Source organism: Flavobacterium tiangeerense (assembly GCF_007830355.1).
Taxonomy (GTDB): Bacteria; Bacteroidota; Bacteroidia; order Flavobacteriales; family Flavobacteriaceae; genus Flavobacterium; species Flavobacterium tiangeerense.
This window is the reverse complement of sequence record NZ_VLKO01000003.1, coordinates 68,718-94,974: the sequence shown is the minus strand read 5'-3', so window position 1 is coordinate 94,974 and position 26,257 is coordinate 68,718. Positions and strand designations below refer to the sequence as shown.

The following is a 26,257-nucleotide window of genomic DNA, read 5'->3' as shown; positions in this document are numbered from 1 at the left end:
TTTTAAGAAGCATTTGCTTTTGATTTTGCTAGTTGCTTTTGATAAAATCGAATGAACAAATGAATAAAAACAAATAATAATACCAATGCTACTGGCAATACAAACTTCATAATGCCATTTACTGCTTTTGAAGTATCACTATTCAATGTGAATGTTACCTCTTTAATTGTATTTTGAAAATTGATTAATTTTAATCGGTTTAACCCTTGAATATACAACAAGTCTTGTTTGGTTTTGATAACATCATTCAGTTGTGTATTTTCATTATAATACATGAGCTTATCATTTTTTAATGCGCTTTTTACATTAGCTGAAAACCCATTAAGAACTCCATTTATTTGTTGAATAATCGTATCATTTTGAGCAATATCCTGTTTTAAATTTGCCAATCCTACCTTTTGCATGGCACTAAAATATTCAGATTGATTGAGATAATTCAATAATGGTGTAATCAATTCTTTCTCACTTGTAGTACCATTGGTAACAACCGCAATCGTATGGTACGTATAATTTTTACTTGTAATATTGTCTTCAAGCACTTTTTTTACCTCTCCAACTTCTGCCATTAACTTAATCAACTCAAAGTTTTGCTCTTTATCTTCAATAAATTTATAAACATCAGCAATGGGTTTGATTTCAATTTTTCTTAAATCTTTAGATTGGGATAATCCTATTTCATTTTGTAAAAAAACGATGTCGCCAGCATTAATTTTAGATTGAATCAAATTGATTTTAGAATACAAATAATCCACACTACCAAAGTTGGGAATTATAGTGATTTCATGAGTATACAATTTATTATTCTTATCCAAAAACAATCCCAAACCAAAACCAATGATTAATAATGCTAAGACAATCTTCCATTGCTTTACAAAAAAATGAATACAATGGAACAACAAGGTGTTCAAGCGTTCAAAACCTTTTTTTACTTTGCTGGTAATTTGAAATACGTCAATTTCTGAATCGCTATGCGAGTTTATACTCATTTATTGTTATTATTTTACGTTGAAAATTTGTTCCAATATTTTAATTGTGATCAAGTAAGTAGGTTTTACACCTGTTGTTCCTAATCCTCCAGAGGCAAGAGTACTTCCTGTTTCTAGCGGATTATCTGAGGCGTAATAGGCATAACGTACTTTGATGTCATGAGGAACACTTCTTCTAATTTTTGAGGCCGATTGAATGGCTTTTTGATAATAAGAACCTTCCATTTCAAGACCAATAATTCCCCAAGTAGAATCGTGGAAAAACTTTAATAAATCTCTGTTCTGTAATGAAGTTCCCAGTACAGTAACCATTGGACCTGCAAAAACGGCAATGTCATTACCTTCAAACATTTCGGCAGTTAGTTCGTTTTCAAAGAAATAATTGTCTGCAGTTCCTTCATTTATATGCGCATTAGGAATCATGATATCTCCTTTTCCTCCCTCTAAAATTCCTGCTTTACCCATGATAGAAACCGATTCTACGTTTAATAAAGTGTCTTTCTTAAAAGGTTTCAACAACTCGTCAATTGTCTCATAGGCTTGTTCCCCAAAAGCATAATCCATCACTATTAAAACTGGTTTTTTATCATCAGTCTTGGCACTAGGAAATGAGGTTTTAGCCCAATTGATTTTAGCGGTATCAAAAATTTGTACATCAATATTAGTTCCTGAGGTATCTGGCAAAGAAATCATTCCTTGTTTCAATGCAACCGCAGTAACTTGATTGCGTACCTCATCAGCTCCGGATCTACTTAGCTCTTCATAAATAAAGAAATCCGATTTGTCTTTGAACTTCGTTTTCAACACTTCAGTTGCAAAAATCGAATTCATCACACTGTGCATGTTGGCACTGATTACGTGAATTGGTCTGTCTAAGAGTTGATTTTCTTTTAAAACCTCTTTAATATTGGTAGCCCAAACTTCGCCATGAATGTGGTGTCCCAAACGTTCTCTTAAAATAGGACTAAAAGTGATGGTTCTCTTGTTGTCATCAACTATTTCTTCAATAGCTAATTTTCCTAACCAATAAATCACGTGTAAAAAACGGTCTGGTGCTGCTGCTGAACCAAAGGCATCATAAATATCCAAAACCTCAGCAAAAGTTCTACCTAATATGTTAGCTGCATGCGAAATGGCTTTTTCTTTCTCTACTTGCGTAAGCTTTTTCTTTTGAGAAACTGCCTGCTCTAATTTGTACCAATCACGAGAAACCTCACCAGCATCATCCAATAAAACACGGTTTCTGATTTTGTGCGATTCAATAAATATGAAGGTCAAGTGCGTTAAAATATCGTAAATATCTGATCGCCCTCTTGTAATTTCAACATTCATTTGCTCCTCATCAATTCGGTAGCAATTACGACGTCTTTTTGGAGGTACTATAGCTTGAAAATGCGATTTAGAGTAACCTTCGTCTGAAGTAAGATTGATAAAACGGCATTCTTCAATTCCTACCGGAAGTCGTTCAATTACGTATAAAAGTCCGTTCAATTCTACTTTCTCTTCGGCAATATTCCCGTAAATCTCTGGTCGTAACGCAAGCAACGCCTCGCGAAGCGTATCCCCTGACACTCCCATTGGCTTGTAAAATCCTCTATTAAAAAGGTGGCGCATGGTAATGTACATTTTTTCAATGGCTGCCGATGATTCTTGTGCTCTTGAGCGCGATATATTTTTTGTTTCTTTCATTTTCTACTTATTTTCTAACCTGCAAAGGTATGACATTTATTCTCTTTTTAACAAATCCACTATCTTTCTGTCATTCGAAAGTCTTGGAATTTTGTTTTGCCCCCCTAATTTACCAATCGATTTCATGTATTCTTGAAAACCGTTTTTAACTACTTTGGTAACCACAACTTTTTGCAACACCTTGCCCACAATCAAATCATCATAATACATGTTTTGTTTGCGCATGGCATTGTCTAGCGCTTCCGCAAAATTCTCTAAATTTTCTGGTTCTCCCGATCCTTCGGGATCAAATTCTATAAACCATTCGTGATACGGTAATCCATCGACTGGCGTGATTTGTGGGGCTACTGTAAATTCATTAATTCTGATTGATGTTCCAATAATAGCTTCTTGCAACGCACTTTCTACTTCCTTACCAATAACATGTTCTCCAAAAGCCGATATGTAATGTTTGATTCTGCCAGATACAATGACTCGATACGGTTTTAAACTCGTAAACTGAACTGTATCACCAATATTATACCCCCAAAGTCCAGCATTGGTAGAAATAATTAAAACATAATTGACATTCAATTCAACTTCGCCAATGGTATAGCGTCTTGGTCCCGAACCATCGGGATCGGTATAAAATTCGTCACTTTTGATAAACTCATAAAAAATTCCGGAGTTCAGCAGTAGTAACATTCCTTTTTCCTTTTGAGAATCTTGATACGCAAAAAATCCTTCCGAAGCTGGAAATAATTCAATGCTGTCTACTTTTCGACCTATTAAATTCTCGAACTTCGCCCGATACGGTTCGTAATTCACACCGCCGTAAATGAACAAATTAAAGTTTTTGAAAATTTCGCCCACAGGCTTCCCTCCTTTTTGATGCAACTTCTCAAAATACATTTGCACCCAAGAAGGTATACCTGAAATCACAGCCATATTCTCGTGAAACGTTTCCTCTACAATTGCATTTACTTTGGTTTCCCAATCTTCAATACAATTGGTGTCCCAAGATGGCATTCTGTTTTTTTGAAGGTATTTTGGAACAAAATGTGCTACAATTCCGGATAACCTTCCTAGTTTTATTCCGTTTTTTTCTTCTAAGATCGGGCTTCCTTGCAAGAAAATCATTTTACCATCTACAAAATCTGCATTTCTGGTTTCATGAATGTAATGCAAGATCGCGTTGCGAGCAGCCTCAATATGATACGGCATTGATTCCTTAGTCAACGGAATGTACTTTGCTCCTGATGTAGTTCCGGATGTCTTAGCAAAATACAAAGGTTTCCCTTTCCATAGAATATCTGCTTCGCCTTGCACCACTCGGTCAACATAAGGTTTTAACGCCTCATAATCTCGAATAGGAACCTGCTTTGCAAAGTCTTTTTCGGTTTTTATACTTTCAAAATGATGGTCTTTTCCAAACTGAGTAGTGCTTGCTTGAGAAATTAATTGTTGCAATACTTTTTGCTGTGTAGCAACTGGTTCTGCTGCCCATTTTTGCGTTTTCTGGTATATTTTATGTGCAAATAATTTTGCAGCAAATGATTTTATTGACATTATGTAGGTGCTTCTTTTTAAAGATTTTTAGTTTGACTTTTTAGTTTTAGAACCAGATGATTTTGCTTTTTGGTCCTCAAGTGCAACTTGTTCTCGTAACTCCAACTCCGCATCAGTAGGGGACAAGTCTATTTCTTTATCTGAAGTAGTTGCCGATTCTAAAATGGAATCCTTGTTGAATTTTGCGTATTCTAATTTTCCGGTCAATACCTTTTTTATTCCTTTCAAATAATCCTCATTTTGTTTAATAGCCTTAGACAAAGAATCTGATTTTAAAGCAAGTTCTATGGCTTCTCTTTTTAATTTTGAGGATGAATAGCCTGGTATAAACTCTCTCAAGGGCGTAAATGCAATTATAAAAGTAGTAACAATTATAATAAGTATTGCCCCAACGCTTGCTACTACAAATACATTCATTAAAGTAAGTTTCAAGGAAAAAGTTTCTTCAAAAGTATCCTCGTTTAAGATAATTAAACGCCTCTTATTGAATAAATTTTCCCTTATTAATTTACGTTTTAGTCTTTTCTTGGACATAGAATTTGTTTATCAAACAAATATAACAATAATTGTTATTGCTTGTATTTACTAGTTTTTACAAGCTGTTAAAATAGAAATCTCTTTTTTAGTAAATTTTTAACGGTGCTTGCATTAAAAAAAAACACTAAAAAAAATTTAGGATGCATATTTCTATTTACCTTTGTAACTTATATTTAAATATTAGAGATATGAACTTTTTAAACATAACTTTAGGTTTCATGCCGGGTGGTTCAGAATGGATTTTAATCATTGCTGTTGTTTTACTCCTTTTTGGTGGTAAAAAGATACCGGAATTAATGAAAGGTCTTGGTGGTGGGATCAAGGAATTTAAGAATGCTGCAAAAGAAGACAGCCAGCCTTTAAGTAAAAAAGAAGAAACAAAAGAGTAATCTTTTTTTAAAAAACAATATTTTAAAAAGTCCTAGTTCTTAATTCATTTTAAGAACTAGGACTTTTTTATTTTACAAAACCATCGTCAACTGAATTCGCTTTCTATCCTCATCTACTTCCGTAACTTTTACGGTAACGTGCTGGTGTAACTTCACCGCTTCGTTTACGTCGCTTACAAAGCCTGCTTTAAGTTGAGAAATGTGTACCAAACCACTTTCTTTAATACCCAAGTCTACAAAACAACCAAAATTGGTAATGTTATTGACAATTCCGTTCAGAATCATTCCAGTCCTAACATCTTTAATGGTTTTTACATTCGGATCAAATTCGAAAACTTTTGCAGCCTTTCTAGGGTCTAAACCGGGTTTTTCTAATTCCTTAATAATATCTTTTAAAGTCAATAAACCTATCTCAGCCGTAACGTAATTTTCTGGTTTAATTAAGGCTGTTTTCTCCTTGTTGGCAATCAAATCAGTGACTTTCAGCTTTAAATCTTTGGCCATTTTTTCCACAATTGAATAGGCTTCGGGGTGAACGGCTGAGTTATCCAATGGGTTTTTTCCGTCTTTAATTCGAATAAAAGCTGCTCCTTGCTGAAAAGCTTTTTCGCCCAAACGAGGTACTTTTTTAAGTTGTTTTCGATCCTCAAAAGGACCATTTTCTGAACGGTAATTCACAATATTTTCGGCTAGCTTCTCTCCTATTCCACTCACATAACTCAACAAATGTTTACTCGCCGTATTGATGTTTACTCCCACTGAATTCACGCAACGCACCACAGTAGTATCCAGTTCCTCTTTCAATTTACTTTGATCCACATCGTGCTGATATTGGCCTACGCCAATGGCTTTTGGATCAATTTTTACCAACTCCGCTAAAGGATCACTCAATCGGCGACCGATAGAAACCGATCCGCGAACCGTAACATCATAATTAGGGAATTCTTCACGAGCAATTTTTGATGCCGAATATACCGAAGCACCCGCCTCTGAAACAATGAAAACCTGAACCGCTCTATCAAAAGCAATTTTCTTGATAAAAAATTCGGTTTCTCGAGATGCCGTTCCGTTTCCAATGGAAATTGCGTCGATATTATACGCGTTTACCATTGATTTTATTTTTTTCATGGCCATCGCGGTTTCGTTTTGTGGCGCATGCGGATAAATGGTTTCATTGTAAATTAAATCGCCTTTTTCATCTAAGCATACTACTTTACAACCTGAACGAAATCCTGGGTCGATGGCTAAAATTCTTTTTTCACCCAACGGTGGTGCAAGCAATAACTGTCCTAAATTAGTAGCAAAAACTTGAATCGAATTGGCATCAGCCTTGGCTTTTGCTTCCTGTAAAGCTTCGTTTGAAATAGCAGGATTTAGCAATCGCTTGTAGCTGTCTTCAATGGCTAATTGTACGTGTGGCGTGGCTGGACTGTCTCCTTTTAAAACCAATTCGTCAATAATATCATAGGCTTCATCAAGATCTACTTCGACTTTAAACTTTATAAAACCCTCATTTTCGGCACGAAGCATTGCTAATAATCTATGCGAAGGTGCTTTTGTCAACGGTTCTGACCAATCAAAATATTGGTTGAATTTTTGAGCGCCTTCTTCGTCTTTTTTGGTTTTTACTACTTTGGTTGTAATGGTTGCTTTGCGCTCGTAAAGGCGACGCAATTGTTTACGAACAAAAATATTTTCGTTGATCCATTCGGCAATGATGTCTCGTGCGCCTTGCAAAGCGGCATCTTCATTCGTCACATTATCGTTCAAATATTTCGTTGAAAGGAAATTAATATCCTCTTTGTTTTGAGTCATGATGATCTTTGCTAATGGTTCTAAACCATTTTCGCGAGCCACATCAGCTTTGGTTTTTTTCTTCTTTTTAAATGGCAAATACAAATCTTCTAATTCCTGTAAATCAAAACTTTGTTGTATTTTTTTGTCTAATTCAGGTGTTAATCCGTTTTGCTCTTCAATTGATTTTAAGATTGCTTCTTTGCGTTTTGCAATTGCTTCGTATTCTTTTTGAAGTTTGGCAATTTGTTCAATTTGTACTTCATCTAGATTTCCAGTGGTATCTTTTCGATAACGGGAAATGAATGGAATCGTGCAATCTTCTTGTAAAAGTTGAACTGTTTTTTGAATGTTTATAGCTGCTGTAGCAACCTGTTTTTTAATGAAATCTATATTTGTCATTGTCTTTATTTTCTAAAGGCTAAAATAATATCTTTGACTTTAATTTAAATCAAATGACTGTTTTATTCTATTTCTTTTTTGTGATTAACCTAATCGCTTTTGTGAGTATAGGTTATGATAAATTTTTAGCTAAAAATCAAAAAAGACGAATACCTGAACGAACTCTTTTAAGTTTTGTATTTCTAGTCGGCACAATTGGTTCAGGAATTGCAATGTTACTTTTTAGACATAAAACAGCAAAAAAAAGCTATTTATGGAAGTTTTGGTTACTTGCTACTTTACAAATCGGACTGATCTTTCTGGTCTATTATTTCGGACTCATAGCTAATAAAATCTAAATAATTCTGTTTGTTAATCACTTCAAAACTAGCTTCTGGATACCCTTTGGCGAAAGCCGTAGGAATTTTTGCTTTTCTGTTTTCGTTCCATTTGAATTCGTACCCTCTTAAAATACCGTTTTCTTCTTCAAGCCAATCTAATTCTTGTTGGTCATAAGTTCTCCAGAAGTAATTAGAAACCGTTTTCTGTGTGTAATTTTGATTTTTTATACGTTCCGAAGCCAAATAATTTTCCCATAAGGCGCCTACATCTGTTCTGGAATCTAACCGACTAAAATTAGCTATAATTGCATTCCGAATGCCGTTGTCATAGAAATACCATCTGTTTGATTTGGTTATTTCTTTGCGTAAATTTTTACTAAAACCAGGTACTTTGTAAATCACAAACACTTTCGAAAGTAAGTCTAAATAACTTTCAACTGTATTTTTAGAAATACCCAATTGCCTTGCTAATTCTTGCAAGGATACCTCCTGCCCTATTTGAAAAGCAATTAACTTTAATAAATCCAGTATTTTATTGGATTGTTTAATTCCTTCGTAAACTAGAATATCTTTTAATAAATACGAATTCACGATTTCTTTCAGGTAGTTAATCTTTTCCTCCCATTCTGGATATTGCTCTAATTCTGGATATGACCCAAAAAGCAATCGTTCTTCTAATTTTTGAGTGGTTTCTTTAAAGTTTTCATATTTAGCAAATTCTATTTGTGCCAAAGGAAATAAGTAAATAGTATTTTTTCTGCCTACTAATGGCTCTCCCAACTTATTAGATAAGTCAAAAACCGAAGATCCTGTAGCAATTACTTTTATATCATCAATAGAATCAACTATTAATTTTAAAATGAGTCCGATATCAGGAATATTTTGAGCCTCATCAATCACTAATAATTTTACTTTATTTAAAAGACGTTTATAATTAGCAACTGACCTTTCTTTGAGTAAATCAGCATCTTGAATATCTTCGCCATTCAAATGTAAATAATCGTCTTTTGGAATGGTAGCAAGATAATTTTTGATATAAGCTGTTTTACCCACACGCCTTGCACCTAATAAAATCAATACTTTATTAGGTAAAACTCTTTTAGAAAATAATGTATCTATTCCTCTTTCTAAAAAATTCATAAGCTTGAATTTTAATTATTTAGATACAAATATACTTAAAAAACGTTAATTCAGTCAGTACGTTGACTGAATTAACATTAATTCAGTCAGTATGTTGACTGAATTTACATTAATTTAGTCAATAGAAAATAAAAAAAGCCCGGTACAAAAACCGAGCTCGATGTAATTTTAGAGCTGCGAAGCAGTCAAAATTTTATTGACAGGCTATTTTATTGACACGATTTTGGTGTCTGCCCCCTTCAAAATCAGTAGTAATAAAAGCTTCAACCATTTCTAATACTTGTGGAATTGAAGTAAAACGAGCAGGGATACTTATAATATTAGCGTCATTATGTTGACGTGCTAAAACTGCAATTTCCTTAGTCCAACACAAAGCTGCACGAACTTGAGCATGTTTATTAACAGTCATAGCAATTCCGTTTCCGCTTCCGCAAATTACAATTCCTAAATCAGCTTTACCTTCTGTTACATCAGTAGCTACTGGATGCCCAAAATCAGGATAATCAACACTATCAACTGAATCAGTTCCATAATTGGTTATTTGATGTCCTTTTGCGATAAGCATTTCAACAATTGCCTTTTTGTAATCTGGTCCGGCGTGATCGTTTCCTATTGAAATTTTCATTTTGTATGTTTTAAGTTGTGTGTTGCAAATTTAGAGAAACTATTCTACTATTGAAGAGGAAATACATCTAAGTTTATTGAGGAAAATTGATTGTTATAAACACTATTTTCAGGCCATTTTTATAATATTATTTAAAGACTTAGTAATGAAATATTTAGCAGTTATTAACAATTTTAATAAGTGCATAAATACTTGTAAATCAGTGTAAAGAGTAACATTAAAATGTTAAAATTTTACATTGTTAATACCAAAATGCAAATGCTTGATATTCAGATAACTTTAAGTTAACATAAAATGTTCATAACTTGAGATAGAAAATAAGAACTATTTTTTGGTTAAATGAAAAAAATAACTAATCAAAAACTGACTTATTAATTCCTAATTTAGTTTGATGAATTTTTAGAAAAGTTATCAATACTCAAAAGTACTTTATTAACTAATTTTAAAAAATTACTTATTTACAAATTCATTTTATTTGTAATTATCAACCGTTGTTAATTAAAAATAGAAACTATTTTAAAATCAATAGATTAATATAATATAAGTATGTTGATAAGTCTAAATAACATCTTAAAACTGATTTTCAATATCATTTTTAAAAAATTTATTGCCATTATTAACACACTATAATAACAACCAAGAAGGATTTAAAATTTAATTTTTCTTTTTGTTTATTTAAATATATGTTCACAACTTTGAAAAAAGAAAATTCAAAAATTTTTAAAATTGATCTCAAACGATTTTCAAATTGTTGTTCAAGTGATCCAAAATAGCTTGCACTTTTTCAAAATCGTTTTGATGAATTTTGAGTTTGATTCCGCCGTAGGCAAAACTGCCAAACGGATCAACTGATACAAGATTTTCGTTTTCGAACAAATGAGCAATCGATTCTTGCTCTAATAAATGTTTGATGACCACAATTTCGTGTGCGTAATTGAATATAGCAATCGTTTTAAATGCTTCCATTGGTATAGTTTTTATAAAGATACAACTATTACGTAAAGTTATATTTTATTTAAAACTAGCGCTATTTTAGTGATAACAATGTAGTATTTCGTAATTTTAGACTTTTAAGAACAAGATTTATGAGTAAAAGATTAAGAAAGCCGATAAAGAAAGGGAAAGATTTCACAGATAAAATATTAAAAATACTATCGCAAAGTGCTAATAAAGCATTCAATTATAAACAAATAGGAGCAAAGCTAGAACTTGATGATACGGAGAGTAGAAATCAAATTATAAAAGATTTAAAAATTTTAGCCTCGCAAAACAAGATTATTGAGTCGGAACCAGGTAAATTTTTGGTAAAAGCTGCTAGTCAAGATTATTACGAAGGTAAAATTGATATGACGGGTCGTAAAACAGCCTTTTTTGTTTGTCCAGATCTTGAGGATGATGTTTTTATTCCTACCGCAAACTTGAATCATGCTTTAGATAAAGATATCGTAAAAGTATATGTGTATAACCGCAGAAAAGGAAAACGTCCTGAAGGTGAAGTTATTGAGGTCATAGAACGACACAAAACAGATTTTGTGGGCGTAATTGATATCCAAGCTAATTTTGCTTTTGTCTCTACTGCCAATCCAAAAATGTATACTGATATTTTTATTCCAAAGGATAAAATAGGCGAGGCGGAGCAAGGTGATGTAGTTTTGGTACATATTGAAGATTGGCCAAAACGTGCTGATAGTCCTTTTGGCACCGTTGTGAAAGTTTTAGGTAAACCAGGTGAACATGATACGGAGATTCATGCTATTTTGGCTGAATACGGTTTGCCATCAGAGTTTCCTATTGAAGTTGAAACCTATGCGCAAAAAATAGATACTTCGATTACTGCAGAAGAAATTGCCAATCGTCGTGATATGCGTGATACATTAACCTTTACCATTGATCCAAAAGATGCTAAAGATTTTGATGATGCTTTGTCTTTCAAAGAATTAGAAAATGGTAATTATGAAATTGGAATTCACATTGCTGATGTTTCGTATTATTTAGAAGAAGGAACCATCCTTGATGATGAAGCTTATCAAAGAGCCACATCGGTATATTTAGTGGATAGAGTAGTACCTATGTTGCCTGAGGTTTTATCAAACTTTGCATGTTCATTACGTCCGCAAGAAGAGAAATATACCTTTTCGGCCATATTTGAAATTACTGATAAAGCACAAGTGGTAAACCAGTGGTTTGGTAGAACAGTTATTTATTCTGATCAACGTTTTGCTTATGAAGAAGCGCAACACATCATAGAAACCAAACAAGATGTTATTCCTGTAGAAATTTCGATCACTGGAGTATCATATCAAGTTCCTGCAGAAATTGTCGCAGCAACGCTTAAAATGGATGAAATAGCTAAGATTTTTAGAAAAAAGAGAATGGCTGATGGTGCTATCTCTTTTGATAAAGTCGAAGTAAAATTCAACTTAGACGATGCGGGTGAACCACAAGGTGTTTACTTTAAAGTGTCCAGAGATGCCAATCATTTGATTGAAGAGTTCATGCTTTTGGCAAATAAAAAAGTGGCCGAATACATTGGTAAACAAAAGAAAACCTTTATTTATAGAATCCATGATGAGCCTAATGAAGACAAATTAATAGCCATGCAAACCGTAATTGCTAAGTTTGGTTACAAAATTGATTTTAGAAATAAAGGTGATATTTCTAAATCTTTGAATCAATTAATGGCTGATGTTAATGGTAAAAAAGAGCAAAATTTAATTGATACACTGGCTATTAGAAGTATGAGTAAAGCCAAATATTCGACAGATAATATTGGTCATTACGGACTTGCTTTTGATTATTATTCGCATTTTACTTCACCAATACGTCGTTATCCAGATGTTATGGTGCACCGTTTGTTACAGTTTTATCTTGATGGAGGAAAATCAGTAGATGAAGAAACGTATGAAACCAAATGTTTACATTCTTCAACTATGGAAGGTTTGGCAACCAATGCGGAACGTGATTCTATTAAGTACATGCAAGTAAAATACATGCAAGATCATCAGGATCAAGAATTTTTGGGTGTAATTTCGGGTGTGACAGAATGGGGAATTTATGTTGAAATTATCGAAAATAAGTGCGAAGGAATGGTTCGTATTCGAGACATACGCGATGATTATTACACTTTCGATGAAAAACAATATGCATTAACAGGAGCAACTTCTGGTAAGTTATTGCAATTAGGAGATGAAATTTTCGTTAAAGTTAAAAATGCCGATTTAGTTAAAAAACAGTTGGATTTTAATTTTTTAAGAAGAGTTAGTGAACCTATAAAGTAAAAAAAATGAAATCAAAGATTCAGGAATATCAAAAAAGTAATTTTAGAAATTGGAGTAAAAAAATAGTACTACTTGCATTTGTAATTTTAAGTCAAATTACGAATGCGCAAGTATCTAGAAATCTAGGTGATTTTGATGAAGTTAAAGTTTTTGATAATATTAAAGTGTTATTAATTCCAGCTTCGGAAAACAAGATTGTTATTACAGGTGATCGATCTGAAGAATTAGAGACGGTAAATAAAAACGGAATTTTAAAAATAAGAATGCCGTTCCCAAAATTACTTTCAGGTAATGACATCACTGTAAAATTATATTATAATAAAATTGAAGAAATTTCAGTTAGTGAAGGTGCTTATGTTTCTAGTGAATATGATTTTAAACAAACTAGCTTAGCAGTAAATGCAACATCTGGTGGCGAAGTTATTTTAGATTTAAACGTAGAAAAAGTAAACGTAAAAGTCAATGCTGGTGGAATTGTTACCTTAACTGGAAAAGCAACAAATCAAGACGTTGTAATTACATCTGGAGGTATTTTAAGTTCCAAAGATTTAATTACCACACAAACCGCCATAAGTGTCTCTGCAGGTGGTGAAGCAGATGTTTATGCTACTACGCTCGTAGATGCAAAAGTTCGTGCTGGAGGTTCTATTTTCATTTATGGTAAACCCAAACAAATTAATAAAGAAGTTTTCATAGGTGGTAAAATTCAAGAAAAATAGATAATCCTTGGTATATTTACAGGCAACAAATTTTAATTTTGAATGGTAAACGATATTTTAGCTGGTATTCCTTGGGGAATATTTCTTAGTTTTATGATAGGTCCTGTTTTTTTTATACTACTTGAAACCAGTATTATAAAAGGATTCAGAGCCGCTTTGGTTTTTGATTTAGGTGTTGTTTTAGGAGATATTTTTTTTATTGCTATTGCGTATTTAGGAAGTTATAGATTAATACAAAGTATCAAAGATCAACCAGCATTATTCATTTTTGGTGGTGTTATTATGTTAGCTTACGGCATTATTTCTTTTGTTCAATTAAAAAAAGAACAAAAAATAAATACCGATCTTATTGACAAAGAAATTGTCAAAAAAAATTACATAAGTCTTTTTGTAAAAGGATTTTTGCTCAACTTTATTAACATAGGTGTTCTAGGTTTTTGGGTTGCCATTATTATATCTGTGGGACCAAAACTGGAGATGCAAACGTCTAGAATGATAACTTTTTTTATATCTGTAATTTTGAGTTATTTAATTATTGATTGTTTTAAAATATTGTTAGCCAAACAATTAAAAACTAAACTTACACCTGTAAATATTCTTAAAATTAAAAAAGGAATAAGTGTAGTGATGATGGTTTTTGGGATAGTACTAATCACTCAAGGTTGGTTTCCTGAAGAAAAAGAATTGGTTAAAAAAGCATTTGAAAAAATAGAAAAACAAGAATAAAATAGATATGTAAGCCGCTTAAAATAGCGGCTTTTTTATTTAAACATTGAAGTCATTTAAGTCTCATACCATTAAGTTATTTATTATTCTTTTTTTACTCTTAATTTTCTTAATTATTTAATGGTTTAAAAAAATATTTTTTTGACTATGAACCAAAAAAAAAGTCTAGTTTTATTGAAGGTAAGTGGTTTATCTCTAGAAACTTCGGGGCGGTTTCGTACCAAAACTTTACCTAATTCTCCAAAAATTTGACATAAAAAAAAGAGATACATTGCTGTATCTCTTTTAGAGGCATCGTCCGGATTCGAACCGGAGTAGGAGCTTTTGCAGAGCCCAGCCTAGCCGCTCGGCCACGACGCCAATATTTAATTGGTTTGCAAATGTACTATAAAATTTCTTAAATACAAGTTTCAATTTCTAAATAAAGCATATAATTCTATTACAAAGTAATTTTCTTTGTTTAGAATAACTGAAATTAATTTCTATACTCTTCCATTTCAATAGTAACTGCTTCAACGTCACCACCAATAGGAGGATTTAGTTTCGAAACCTGAACTACAATTCTTGATATAGCCGCAATTTCATTGAAAATACGATTTACAATTCTATGCGCTACATGCTCTAATAAATCTGATCGTATATCCATTTCTTCCACTACAATGCGGTTTAACAGCACATAATCTACTGTATCTTTTAAATCGTCAGATATACTTGATTTACGTAAATCTGTTTTTACTTCAAGATTAACGAGATAGTCTGATCCTATTTTTCCCTCCTCGATCAAGCAACCGTGATAAGAGAACGTTCTGATATTTTTAAGTTTTATTATTCCCATTTTTGATTGTTAGTTTTATGTATAAAGATACTGCTGAAATCCCAGCTTTTAATTGGTTTCGATGTAAACATTAAACTCAAACCTTAAAGTTTTTTTTATCTTTGCTAAAATAAAACAAAAAGATGTCAACTGAAGAAAAATCACTCCATTTTATAGAACAAATCATTGAAGACAGTTTAACGAACGGTTTTCCTCAAGATAAATTACGTTTCCGTTTTCCACCTGAACCTAATGGTTATTTGCACATTGGCCATGCCAAATCTATATGTTTAAATTTTGGATTAGGTCTAAAGTACAATGCGCCAGTTAATCTTCGTTTTGATGATACCAATCCTGCCAAAGAAGAGCAGGAGTATGTTGATGCTATCAAAGAAGACCTGGAATGGTTGGGCTTTAACTGGGCTGAAGAACGTTACGCATCTGATTACTTTCAGCAATTGTATGATTGGGCTGTAATGATGATTAAAAATGGAAAGGCTTATGTAGATAGTCAATCTTCTGAAGAAATGGCTGCACAAAAAGGAACACCTACGCAACCAGGTGTTGATGGACCTTATAGAAATCGTTCAGTTGAAGAGAATTTGACTTTATTTGAAGGTATGAAAAATGGTGATTATCCGGAAGGAAGTCATGTTTTACGTGCCAAAATTGATATGGCTTCTACTAATATGTTGATGCGTGATCCTTTGATGTATAGAGTGTTACATCGTCATCATCATAGAACAGGTAATGATTGGAAAATCTATCCAATGTATGATTATGCTCATGGAGAAAGTGATTTTATAGAACAAATTTCACATTCGATTTGTACTCTAGAATTTGTAATGCACCGTGAGTTGTACAATTGGTTTTTGGATCAAATTTATGACGACACTAAAGTGCGCCCAAATCAATACGAATTTGCTCGTTTGAACCTGAATTATACCGTAATGAGTAAGCGTAAGTTACTTCAATTGGTTCAAGAAAACATTGTAAACGGTTGGGATGATCCTAGAATGCCAACTATTTCTGGTCTTAGAAGAAGAGGGTATACAGCTAATTCTATTCGTAAATTTTGCGAAATTATCGGAGTTGCAAAGCGTGAAAATATCATCGATTATTCGTTATTAGAATTTTGTTTGCGCGAAGATTTAAACAAAACTGCACCACGTGTAATGGCTGTTTTAGACCCAATAAAGTTGGTTATTACCAATTATCCTGAAGGTCAAGAAGAGTGGTTGGATGCTGAGAATAATCAAGAAGATGAAAGTGCTGGTTTCAGAAAAGTACCTTTTGCAAAGACATTGTTTATTGAAAGAGAAGACTTTTTAGAAGATGCTCCTGCTAAATTTTTTAGATTAAGTATCGGTCGTGAAGTACGTTTAAAAAACGCTTATATCATTAAAGGTGAATCTGTTATAAAAGATGATTCAGGAGAAATTCTTGAAATTCACGCTACTTATGATGCAGATAGCAAGAGTGGAAGTGGAAGTGAAGCTAGCCAACGTAAAGTTGCGGGTACCTTGCATTGGGTGTCAGTTGCTCATGCTTTGGAAACGGAAGTTCGTTTGTATGACAGATTGTTTTTAGACCAAGCACCTGACAGTCATAAAGATAAAAACTTCTTGGACTTCATGAATCCGAATTCACTTCAAGTTGTAAAAGGATATGTAGAGCCTAGTTTAGCTACTGTAAAATCGGGTGATAAGTTTCAATTTCAGCGTTTAGGATATTTTAATGTTGATAAAGACAGTACGGCTGAGACTATTATTTTCAACAAAACTGTTGGATTAAAAGATGCTTGGGAAGAAAAGGGAAAAAAAGAAGAAAATCTTTTGATGAACACTCAAAAAGATCTGAATAAGTACGTTAAGGAAAACGATGAAACTGCCGCAGCCGCTCTTTTAATTCCTATTATTGAAAACATTAAGAGTGTTGATAACTATAGTTTGTTAGTTCAAACGGTTACCAAAAATATCAAGAATGATAACAATGCTTTGTTGTTTGCTAATTTGATTGTTCAATATTCTGATAAAGTTGAAATTAATTCGTTTGATGCAGATATGGTTCAAAAATTTTATACGATGTCATTAAAAAGTCAATTAGCTTCCGTTCGAATGGCTGCAATTTTGAATTTGAAAAATGATTCTCAAAATCTAGTATTATTTGAAGCTTTTTTAGCAGAATTAAAAAATGTAGAAAAAAACGAAAAAGTACTTGCTTTATTAAATTAGAAAATCACTTTTTTAATTATAGATATTATCAATACTAAAACTCCTTTCATCGGGAGTTTTCTTATTATTATTAATTTCTATTCTAATTTAAATTTTTATTATTTTTAGTTATTAAAATTAACGCTTATATTTTAATTTTAAGCGATTAATTTTATTTAGTTATCAATCTGTATGTTTTTAAAAATTTCGTTCAATCAAGAGGTTGTAATTAGTTTTTGACGTAAAAACAGTTACTTTTTGTACCTATTTGTTCCAATAGACTGTTGAAATTTAGAAAATGCACTTTTTTCTGTTTTTCCACGTGAAAATTATTTTTTTAAAAAGCTAAAAAATTTTGGTTACCATTTTATTAAAAAAATGAAAGAGTAGGTGAGGAGTTCATTTTTTATTTTAGTTTCAAAAAAAATGATGGCACAAAAAAAGAGGCACTTGGCCTCTTTAATTTTTTATTCTTCTTTATCCTGAATTTCGGAATGATCAGTTGAACTGTGATTTTCTATTTTATGATCTTTCGATCTGTGATCTTTTTCATTTCTTTTTTTCATTAGTTCACCAACTTGGTTAGAAGCTGAAAATGATGCAATCATATTATTCAACATATCGCTTCCTGCTTGTGGTGAATTTGGCAACAATATCAAATTCGAATTAGTATCGGCACCTATGGCTTGCAATGTATCATAATGTTGGGTTACTACAATAAGCGCTGATGCTTCTTGAGAATTGATACCAACTCTATTCAGTACATCCACACTTTCTACTAGACCTTTTGCAATTTCTCTTCGTTGGTTTGCAATACCTTGTCCTTGTAATCGCTTGCTTTCTGCTTCTGCTTCTGCTTTTGCAACGATTCTAATACGTGATGCTTCTGCTTCAAATTCTGCAACTGTTTTTTCTCGATCGGCAGCATTAATGCGGTTCATGGCATTTTTTACTTGTATATCTGGATCAATATCAGTGACTAAAGTGTTGATTATTGTGTAACCATAAGTGGTCATGGCCTCATTTAATTCTCTTTTTACGGCAATTGCAATATCATCTTTTCTTTCAAAAACATCGTCTAGTTTTAATTTTGGTACTTCGGCACGAACTACATCAAATACATAAGAAGTAATTTGATCGTGTGGATATTCCAATTTGTAAAAGGCATCATAAACCGTTTCTTTTACAACCATAAATTGAACCGAAACTTTTAGTTTTACAAATACGTTATCTTTAGTTTTAGTTTCAATGATAACATCTAATTGTTGGATTTTTAAATTTACTCTTCCAGCAATCCTATCAATGATAGGAATTTTGAGTTGTAATCCAGATTGTCTAATGCTTAAGAATTTTCCAAAGCGTTCAATTACAACTGCTGTCTGTTGTTTTACGGTAAAGAATGAGGATAGTAAAATAAATAGTCCAAAGACTAGAAATACAATTAATGCAATGTACATAATAATGTGATTTAGTTATCTATAAATTTACAAATTAAACTTTACAATTTATCGTATTTATCTTTCTTTATTTAGTATAAAAAAACGCCTTAAAATTCTAAGGCGTTTATATCTTTTTATAAGCTTTCGATTGCTTTCTGAATTCTTGAAATAGTTTCTTCTTTTCCAATTAGTTCAACAATATCAAATAGGTGAGGGCCTTTTAAGGCTCCAACTAAACTCAAACGAAATGGTTGCATAATTTTTCCCATCCCAATTTCGTTTTTCGTCATCCAGTCTTTGACAATTGTTTCGATATTTGCAGATGTGAAATCGTTAATTTCTTCCACTACAGATATTAATTCTTGCATTAAAGCAGGAGTTTCAGCTTTCCAGTTTTTGCTTGCTTTTTCATCATAACTGGTTGGAGCTACAAAAAAGAAATCACTCATTTCCCAAAATTCTGATACAAAATGGGCACGTTCTTTAATCAAGGAAACTATTTTAGTAAGTTTTGTTTCTTCAACATTAAAACCTTTTTCTATTAAAATAGGGGAGAAGGCTTCTGCTAAAGTTGCATCCTCTTGTTTAATTAAATACTGGTGATTGAACCATTTATTTTTTTCAGGATCAAATTTTGCTCCTGATTTGTGAACTCTATTTAAGTCAAATGAGGAGACTAGTTCCTCTAATGAGAATAATTCTTTATCGGTTCCGTCGTTCCAACCTAGTAATGCTAAAAAGTTTAGGACTGCTTCAGGGAAAAATCCTTTTTCTCTGTATCCTGATGAAACCCCTTCTTCTGTTTTCCAATCTAATGGAAATACAGGAAAACCCATTTTATCTCCATCACGTTTTGATAATTTTCCGTTACCAATAGGTTTCATGATTAGCGGTAAATGTGCAAATTGTGGTGCTTCCCAACCAAATTCTCTGTACAATAAAACGTGTAAAGGCATTGAAGGCAACCATTCTTCACCACGTATAACATGCGAAGTTTCCATTAAATGATCATCTACTATATTAGCCAAATGATACGTTGGCATGCCGTCACTTTTAAACAATACTTTATCATCTAAAAGATTCGTTTCAAATTTTACATCACCACGAATAATATCATGTAAATGCAAAGTTTCATTCACTGGGGTTTTAAAACGTATTACATAATGTTCTCCAGCAGCAATTCTTTTTGCAGCTTCTTCTCTAGAAATTACTAGTGATGTATCTAATTTTTCTCTGTTAGTATGGTTGTATATAAACGTTTTTCCTTGTTCTTCTTCTAATTTTCTAGCCGCATCTAAAGCTTCTGACGTATCAAATGCATAATATGCATTGCCTGAATTGATCAAATCTGCTGCATATTTTTGGTATAGATTCTTTCTTTCGCTTTGACGGTAAGGTCCAAATTTTTCGTTTTTACCAATGGTTTCATCAGGAGCAATTCCTAGCCATTCTAATGCTTCCATGATATATTCTTCGGCACCAGTAACAAATCGGTTTTGGTCTGTATCTTCAATTCGTATAAAAAAAACACCATTGTTTTTCTTGGCAAACAAATAATTGAATAATGCGGTACGAACTCCGCCAATATGTAAAGGTCCAGTTGGACTTGGTGCAAAACGCACACGAACTTGTTTAGACATTGATTTTTTTTATTGCAAAGATACAATTCTATACATTTATTACGCTTTTCTTATTTTGGTATATTTATTTAACTTAAATTGATATTCTGCATCAATTAAAATTATTAGTTTTATAGGTTAAATAAATACCAATTTTATGCTTAAAAGTCAGCATGTTATTTACCATAAACTAGAAGCTTTTATTAAAAAGTATTACACCAATGAACTCATTAAAGGATCGCTTTTCTTTATCGGTTTAGGTTTAATTTATTTTTTACTTACTCTTTTTATTGAATATTTTTTATGGCTTAAACCTAGCTATAGAACTTTTTTATTTGTTCTATTTATCATTGTAGAAGCTTATTTGTTTTTTCGTTTTATTTTGATTCCCATTTTTAAGCTTTTTAAATTAAAGTCGGGTATAGATTATAAAGCAGCTTCAGCTATAATTGGAACACATTTTTCTGAAGTTCAAGACAAATTGATCAATTTTTTACAGCTATCTCAAGATCAATCTTCAGTATCTTCGGAATTAGTTTTAGCTTCTATTCAGCAAAAATCCAATACACTTTCTCCAATTCCTTTTGGGAATGCTATTAATTTTAAAGCAAATTCTAAGTATTATCCTTTAGCTTTAGCACCCATAATTTTGGTCTTTCTTATTTATTTCACGGGAAACAGTGCTGTAATTTCTCAAAGTTTAAATCGTGTTGTTAACTTTAGTTCGCCTTTTCAGCCACCAGCGCCATTTAAATTTATTATTCTCAACAAAAATTTACAAGTAGAGCAAGGTTCTGATTTTACTTTACGCATGAAAACAGTAGGTAAAATAATGCCCGAAAACATAGTCGTTTTCTTAAATGATGAAACTTATTTTATGGAACAGGATGCCCAAGGAGAGTTTTCATTTAAAATTACTAAACCTATTCAGTCCTTATTGTTTCACGTGGAGGCCAACGGAGTTTTATCCCCAGATTATGAATTGAATGTAATTGAAGTTCCTTCTATTGCCGACTTTGAAATGTATTTACAATTTCCGGGTTACCTAAATAAAAAGTCTGAAATTATTAAAGGAACAGGTAATGCTATGGTTCCTGAAGGCACAGTTGTTACATGGAAGTTGAACACGTCTAAAACACAATCTGTTTCGTTTATTGAAGATACTCAAAAAACTTTTTTCGTTAAATCGAATAATACTTTCCAATTGTCTAAGCGAATTTCTAGAAATCTGGATTATCAAATTACTTCTTCCAATAATGCTGTTGCTAATTTTGAGAAACTGAATTATGAGATTAATACAATAGTAGATCAGTTTCCTTCTATCATGGTATCTAAAGCTCCAGATAGTCTCAATGTAAGTAAGAATTTTGTTATTGGTCAGGTATCTGATGATTATGGACTTTCGAAACTACAAATTGTTTATTATGATCGTAAGAATCCTTCTCAGGTTAAACGTGGAACTATTGCTGTCAAGAAAGCCTCTTTTGATCAGTTTGTTTTTTCTTTTCCAAGCAATCTACCTGTTCGTGAAGGCGTAGATTATGAGTATTATTTTGAAGTATTTGATACCGATGCTTTGCATAATTTCAAAAGTTCAAAGTCTTCTATTTTCTCAAATAGGGTAGTAAGCGAAGAGGAAAAAGTAGCTGAAGTTTTAGAGTCGCAGTCCCGTAATGTTTCTGGACTTTCTAAATCTTTAAAGCAACAAGATAAGCAATTTTCGTCTTTAGATAAATTGCAACAACTAGGCAAAGAAAAGGATATTCTTGATTTTAAAGACCAACAAAAATTGGATGATTTTATGCAACGTCAAATGAAGCAAGATGCTGTCATGAAAGATTTCACAAGAAAAATGAGTGAAAACCTTTCTCAATTTAAAACGGAAAAGAAAGATGCTTTTAAAGAAGAACTTCAAAAACGTTTAGAGAAAGCGGAGAAAGATTTAGATAAAAATGATAAGTTATTAGACGAATTAAAATCCTTAACTGAAAAAATTCAGAACGATCAATTGTTTTCTAAATTGGAAAAATTCAAACAAAACAGTAAGAATCAAGTTAAGAGTTTGGAACAATTAGTTGAGCTTACTAAAAAATATTACGTAGAAAAGAAAGCGGAACAATTACAAGAACAACTTTCAAAATTAGCTAACAAGCAAGAGAATTTATCTAATGATGATAAACTCAATAAAACGGATAATCAAAAGGAGATTAATGAAGAATTTAATTCTTTAAAGAAAGAACTGGATGCATTGTCTAAAGAGAATAAAGAATTAAAAGCACCTTTATCTTTACCAAATTCTGATTCTAAAAAGAAAGATGTTGATGAGGAATTGAATAAAGCTATTTCTGAATTATCAAAAAATAACAAAGAAAAAGCTAAATCCAATCAAAAGAACGCATCCAAAAAGATGAAGCAAATGGCTCAAGAAATGGCTCAAGAAATGGAGTCTGCTGAACAAGAACAAATGGAGGAGGATGTTGCCATGTTGAGACAAATTTTAGATAATCTGTTAGCTTTTTCATTGACTCAAGAAGACTTGATGTATCAGTTTAAAAAGTTCAAACCGGGTTCCCCTGCGTTTAATAAAAATATTAAAATCCAACAAGATTTAAGACAACAGTTTAAACATGCCGATGATAGTTTGTTTTCTATGTCACTTAGAAACCCAAAATTCACTGATGACATTACTAAGGAAATTGGAAATGTTTCTTATAATTTAGATAAGTCACTTAGCACTTTTACCGATGCTCAAATTGCAAAAGGACTCTCTCATCAGCAATACACGGTATCGAGTGCTAATAAACTAGCTGATTTTTTAAGTTCTATTTTAAGCAGTATGCAATCACAGATGTCGGGTATGGGTCAAGGTAAGCCTAAACCCGGAAGTAATGATGGAATGCAACTTCCAGATATTATTAAAAAGATGGATGGCTTAGCCGATAAAATGAAAGAAGGCCAAAAGAGTGGCAATACCCCTAAACCAGGTAGTAGTGGAAAGCCATCTCAATCGGGGTCAAAAGGTGAATCGGGTGAGGGAGAAGCTCAAGACATAATGGATATTTATAAAGAACAACGCCAGTTGAGAGAGTCTCTTCAAAATGAACTTAACAATAAAGGCATTGGAGCTATAGGTCAGAATGTCTTAGAGCAAATGAAAGCTTTAGAAAAGCAGTTGCTTAATAAGGGTTTTAATAATGAAAATATGCAACGTATTCTGAATATTAAACAAGAATTACTTAAACTAAATTCAGCTATTCAAGAACAAGGAGAAGATACTAAAAGACAATCAGAGACCAATCAAAAAGATTTTAACGGTAGTTCAAATAGGATTCCAGCTGCGTTACTAGATTATTTAAATAGTAAAGAGATTTTAAATAGACAATCCTTACCTTTGCGCTCAAATTTCAACACTAAAGTTCAAGTTTATTTTAACAACAAATGATCAATTTTAATTACGAATCCACGTTCACATTAGACAACGAAGATAGTTACGCTACTTGGCTTTCCGCTGTGATAGTTTCTGAAAATAAAAAAGAAGGAGAGATAAATTATATTTTTTGTGATGATGAATACCTTCACAAAATTAATCTTGAGTACCTTAATCACGATACACTTACAGATATCATCAGTTTTGATTATTCTGTAGGCAACGAATTGAATGGAGATATTTTTATTTCCATTGAACGCGTTCAAGATAACGCTAACGATTTTGAGGTAACTTTTGAGCAAGAATTAAAAAGAGTCTTAGCTCATGGTATACTTCATTATTGTGGTTATAAAGACAAGAGCGATTCTGAATCTTTATTAATGAGAAAGAAAGAAGACGAAAAGATACTTATGTTTCACGTGGAACACTAATCTTTTATTAATACCATATCTTTCCACGTGGAACACAACTCTTCTTTTTCGGTTCTTTGTTGAACCGAAAAAATTGAAGTTTTAAATTAGTTCCACGTGGAACACAAATTTAAAGAAGGGCTCATTTAGTTCCACGTGGAACACACACTGAATTTTTAAATTCAATCCGTAAGGATTAAACTTTTATAAAAATGTTTTATCAAGAATATGATGTTATTGTAGTTGGGGCTGGTCATGCTGGTTCTGAGGCTGCCGCTGCCGCTGCTAATTTGGGATCGAAGACGCTTTTGGTTACCATGAGCTTGCAAAACATTGCGCAAATGTCGTGCAATCCTGCAATGGGGGGTATAGCTAAAGGACAAATTGTTCGAGAGATTGATGCGCTAGGTGGGTATTCGGGAATTGTTTCAGACAAGACTGCAATTCAGTTCAAGATGCTCAATAAATCAAAAGGACCTGCTATGTGGTCTCCAAGAGTTCAAAGTGACCGTATGCGTTTTGCTGAGGAATGGAGATTGATGCTTGAAGGAACACCTAATCTTGATTTTTACCAAGAAATGGTTAGTGGGTTGATTATCGAGAACGGAGTTGTAAAAGGGATCAAAACTTCATTAGGCTTGGAGATTCGTTCAAAATCTGTGGTGCTTACAAATGGTACTTTTTTGAATGGATTGATTCATATTGGTGATAAGCAATTTGGTGGAGGTCGTGCAGGGGAGAGTGCTTCTTATGGAATTACTGAAGATCTCGTTTCTGTTGGTTTTGAATCTGGCCGAATGAAAACAGGTACGCCTCCTCGTGTAGATGGTCGCTCGCTTGATTATTCAAAAATGAATGAAGAGAAAGGTGATGCAAAGCCGGATAAGTTTTCTTATTCTGATTTCACAAAACCTTTGGCTTTCCAAAAATCATGTCACATGACGTATACTTCTCTGGATGTTCATGACATTCTTAGAGAAGGATTTGATCGTTCTCCAATGTTCAACGGTCGTATTAAAAGTTTAGGTCCGAGGTATTGTCCGTCTATTGAAGATAAAATTAATCGTTTTGCTGATAAAGAAAGACACCAGCTTTTTGTGGAGCCTGAAGGTTGGAATACCTGTGAGGTGTATGTGAATGGTTTTTCTACTTCTTTACCCGAGGATATTCAATTTAAAGCTTTGCGTTCTGTTGTAGGTTTTGAAAACGTAAAGTTTTTTAGACCGGGTTATGCTATAGAGTATGATTATTTTCCGCCAACACAATTAAAGCATACTCTTGAAACGAAATTGGTATCAGGTTTGTTTTTTGCTGGTCAAATAAACGGAACTACTGGATATGAAGAAGCAGCTGCTCAAGGATTGATGGCTGGAATAAATGCGCATTTAAAGATCAACGAAAAAGCGCCTTTGATTTTAAAAAGAGATGAAGCTTATATTGGGGTTTTAATAGATGACTTAATTACTAAAGGAACTGAGGAACCATACAGAATGTTTACCTCTCGTGCAGAGTACAGAACTTTATTGCGTCAGGATAATGCAGATTTTAGATTAACTCCAATGTCATTTGAAATTGGTCTTGCTTCTGAAGCTCGTTTGCGCAGAATGGAACATAAATTAAAAGAGTCTGAAAAGATGGTTGCCTTTTTTAAAGAGACTAGTATTTCTGTTGCTGAAGCCAATCCTATTTTGGAAGCTAAAAATACTGCATTAATTACGCAAGGAGATAAAATGTTCAAAATTTTCTCTAGACCACAAATTGATTTAGAAGATATCTTAAAATTCGAAAAAGTTACTGCTTATATTGATGAGCACGATTTAGATCAAGAAATTTTGGAACAAGCAGAAATTCAAGTAAAGTATTCTGGTTATATTGAAAAGGAACGAAATAATGCTGATAAGTTGTTGAGACTCGAAGATGTTAAGATTCCAGAGAATTTTGATTATGAAAAAATCAAGTCTATGTCTATTGAAGCTAAACAGAAATTATCCAAAATCAGACCGGTTACTATTTCACAAGCGTCTAGAATAAGTGGTGTTTCTCCAAGTGATATTTCTGTATTGTTGATTTACATGGGTCGTTAAGTAAGTCTTCAGTATAAAGTATTTGGTTGATCTTCGATTATCAATTATACTGTTATTGAATACTGAGTACAAAATTGTTCCACGTGAAACCACGGCTT

20 protein-coding genes and 1 tRNA gene are annotated in these 26,257 nt (G+C 32.7%); 9 read left to right on the top strand and 12 right to left on the bottom strand.

The window, feature by feature from the left end; translation table 11 throughout:
• Positions 1-2: 2 nt before the first annotated feature.
• Genes IQ05_RS03580 through IQ05_RS03565 form a run of 4 tightly spaced genes read right to left on the bottom strand, consistent with a single transcriptional unit; the run spans position 3 to position 4,640 of the window.
• Complete coding sequence (locus IQ05_RS03580; protein WP_144889921.1) at positions 3-986, bottom strand: hypothetical protein; 984 nt, start codon at positions 984-986, stop codon at positions 3-5.
• A gap of 9 nt (positions 987-995) precedes the next feature.
• Positions 996-2,675 carry a DUF6909 family protein gene (locus IQ05_RS03575; RefSeq protein ID WP_144889918.1) on the bottom strand — a complete coding sequence of 560 codons (1,680 nt, stop codon included), beginning with the start codon at positions 2,673-2,675 and terminating at the stop codon, positions 996-998.
• 36 nt (positions 2,676-2,711) lie between these two features.
• Entirely contained in the window at positions 2,712-4,223 is a 1,512-nt protein-coding gene (locus IQ05_RS03570; RefSeq protein WP_144889916.1) for a GH3 family domain-containing protein, read from the bottom strand.
• A gap of 27 nt (positions 4,224-4,250) precedes the next feature.
• A complete protein-coding gene (locus IQ05_RS03565) occupies positions 4,251-4,640 on the bottom strand; it encodes a peptidase (RefSeq protein WP_317133633.1) in 390 nt (129 codons plus the stop codon).
• Between the two features lie 308 nt (positions 4,641-4,948).
• Here IQ05_RS03565 and IQ05_RS03560 point away from each other — a divergent pair, with 308 nt between their 5' ends.
• The gene (locus IQ05_RS03560) at positions 4,949-5,149 is read left to right on the top strand and encodes a Sec-independent protein translocase subunit TatA/TatB (protein ID WP_144889902.1); all 201 of its coding nucleotides are present in this window, start codon (positions 4,949-4,951) and stop codon (positions 5,147-5,149) included.
• A gap of 72 nt (positions 5,150-5,221) precedes the next feature.
• Here the strand turns inward: IQ05_RS03560 and IQ05_RS03555 are convergent, their stop codons facing one another.
• The gene (locus IQ05_RS03555) at positions 5,222-7,345 is read right to left on the bottom strand and encodes a Tex family protein (protein ID WP_144889900.1); all 2,124 of its coding nucleotides are present in this window, start codon (positions 7,343-7,345) and stop codon (positions 5,222-5,224) included.
• A 53-nt stretch (positions 7,346-7,398) separates the two neighbouring features.
• Here IQ05_RS03555 and IQ05_RS03550 point away from each other — a divergent pair, with 53 nt between their 5' ends.
• Complete coding sequence (locus IQ05_RS03550) at positions 7,399-7,683, top strand: DUF1294 domain-containing protein (protein WP_144889898.1); 285 nt, start codon at positions 7,399-7,401, stop codon at positions 7,681-7,683.
• On the opposite strand, the gene IQ05_RS03545 is transcribed toward IQ05_RS03550, so the two are convergent.
• From IQ05_RS03545 to IQ05_RS03535, 3 genes are all read right to left on the bottom strand, one after another.
• Positions 7,624-8,805 carry an ATP-binding protein gene (locus IQ05_RS03545; RefSeq protein WP_144889896.1) on the bottom strand — a complete coding sequence of 394 codons (1,182 nt, stop codon included), beginning with the start codon at positions 8,803-8,805 and terminating at the stop codon, positions 7,624-7,626. The genes IQ05_RS03550 and IQ05_RS03545 overlap by 60 nt on opposite strands.
• Before the next feature lie 193 nt (positions 8,806-8,998).
• Positions 8,999-9,430 (bottom strand): ribose 5-phosphate isomerase B, encoded by a 432-nt coding sequence (gene rpiB / locus IQ05_RS03540; RefSeq protein ID WP_144889894.1) that lies wholly within the window; start codon positions 9,428-9,430, stop codon positions 8,999-9,001.
• Positions 9,431-10,162: 732 nt separating this feature from the next.
• Positions 10,163-10,396 carry a DUF2007 domain-containing protein gene (locus tag IQ05_RS03535; protein ID WP_144889892.1) on the bottom strand — a complete coding sequence of 78 codons (234 nt, stop codon included), beginning with the start codon at positions 10,394-10,396 and terminating at the stop codon, positions 10,163-10,165.
• A 119-nt stretch (positions 10,397-10,515) separates the two neighbouring features.
• Between IQ05_RS03535 and rnr the strand changes: the two genes are divergently transcribed.
• From rnr to IQ05_RS03520, 3 genes are read left to right on the top strand one after another with little or no spacing between them, the layout of a single operon-like run.
• A complete protein-coding gene (gene rnr, locus IQ05_RS03530; RefSeq protein WP_144889890.1) occupies positions 10,516-12,708 on the top strand; it encodes a ribonuclease R in 2,193 nt (730 codons plus the stop codon).
• 5 nt (positions 12,709-12,713) lie between these two features.
• Complete coding sequence (locus IQ05_RS03525) at positions 12,714-13,427, top strand: head GIN domain-containing protein (RefSeq protein WP_144889888.1); 714 nt, start codon at positions 12,714-12,716, stop codon at positions 13,425-13,427.
• A 42-nt stretch (positions 13,428-13,469) separates the two neighbouring features.
• Positions 13,470-14,153 carry a LysE family translocator gene (locus IQ05_RS03520; RefSeq protein WP_144889886.1) on the top strand — a complete coding sequence of 228 codons (684 nt, stop codon included), beginning with the start codon at positions 13,470-13,472 and terminating at the stop codon, positions 14,151-14,153.
• 289 nt (positions 14,154-14,442) lie between these two features.
• On the opposite strand, the gene IQ05_RS15345 is transcribed toward IQ05_RS03520, so the two are convergent.
• Positions 14,443-14,513, bottom strand: a tRNA-Cys gene (locus IQ05_RS15345).
• A 115-nt stretch (positions 14,514-14,628) separates the two neighbouring features.
• A complete protein-coding gene (gene folB / locus IQ05_RS03515) occupies positions 14,629-14,988 on the bottom strand; it encodes a dihydroneopterin aldolase (RefSeq protein ID WP_086455422.1) in 360 nt (119 codons plus the stop codon).
• Between the two features lie 122 nt (positions 14,989-15,110).
• Between folB and IQ05_RS03510 the strand changes: the two genes are divergently transcribed.
• Entirely contained in the window at positions 15,111-17,201 is a 2,091-nt protein-coding gene (locus IQ05_RS03510; RefSeq protein WP_144889884.1) for a glutamine--tRNA ligase/YqeY domain fusion protein, read from the top strand.
• Between the two features lie 446 nt (positions 17,202-17,647).
• On the opposite strand, the gene IQ05_RS03505 is transcribed toward IQ05_RS03510, so the two are convergent.
• Positions 17,648-18,637, bottom strand: a complete 990-nt coding sequence (locus IQ05_RS03505) for an SPFH domain-containing protein (RefSeq protein ID WP_144889882.1) — start codon at positions 18,635-18,637, stop codon at positions 17,648-17,650.
• 116 nt (positions 18,638-18,753) lie between these two features.
• Positions 18,754-20,259 carry a glutamate--tRNA ligase gene (gltX, locus tag IQ05_RS03500; RefSeq protein ID WP_144889880.1) on the bottom strand — a complete coding sequence of 502 codons (1,506 nt, stop codon included), beginning with the start codon at positions 20,257-20,259 and terminating at the stop codon, positions 18,754-18,756.
• Positions 20,260-20,395: 136 nt separating this feature from the next.
• On the opposite strand from gltX, the gene IQ05_RS03495 reads away from it, so the two are divergent.
• The 3 genes from IQ05_RS03495 (at position 20,396) to mnmG (ending at position 26,159) form a co-directional block, all read left to right on the top strand.
• Positions 20,396-23,680, top strand: coding sequence for a DUF4175 family protein (locus IQ05_RS03495; RefSeq protein WP_144889878.1), 3,285 nt, complete (start codon positions 20,396-20,398; stop codon positions 23,678-23,680).
• Positions 23,677-24,096, top strand: coding sequence for an rRNA maturation RNase YbeY (gene ybeY / locus IQ05_RS03490; protein ID WP_144889876.1), 420 nt, complete (start codon positions 23,677-23,679; stop codon positions 24,094-24,096). The genes IQ05_RS03495 and ybeY overlap by 4 nt, the downstream gene beginning before the upstream one ends.
• Positions 24,097-24,287: 191 nt before the next feature.
• Positions 24,288-26,159, top strand: coding sequence for a tRNA uridine-5-carboxymethylaminomethyl(34) synthesis enzyme MnmG (gene mnmG / locus IQ05_RS03485; protein ID WP_144889874.1), 1,872 nt, complete (start codon positions 24,288-24,290; stop codon positions 26,157-26,159).
• Positions 26,160-26,257: the final 98 nt, after the last annotated feature.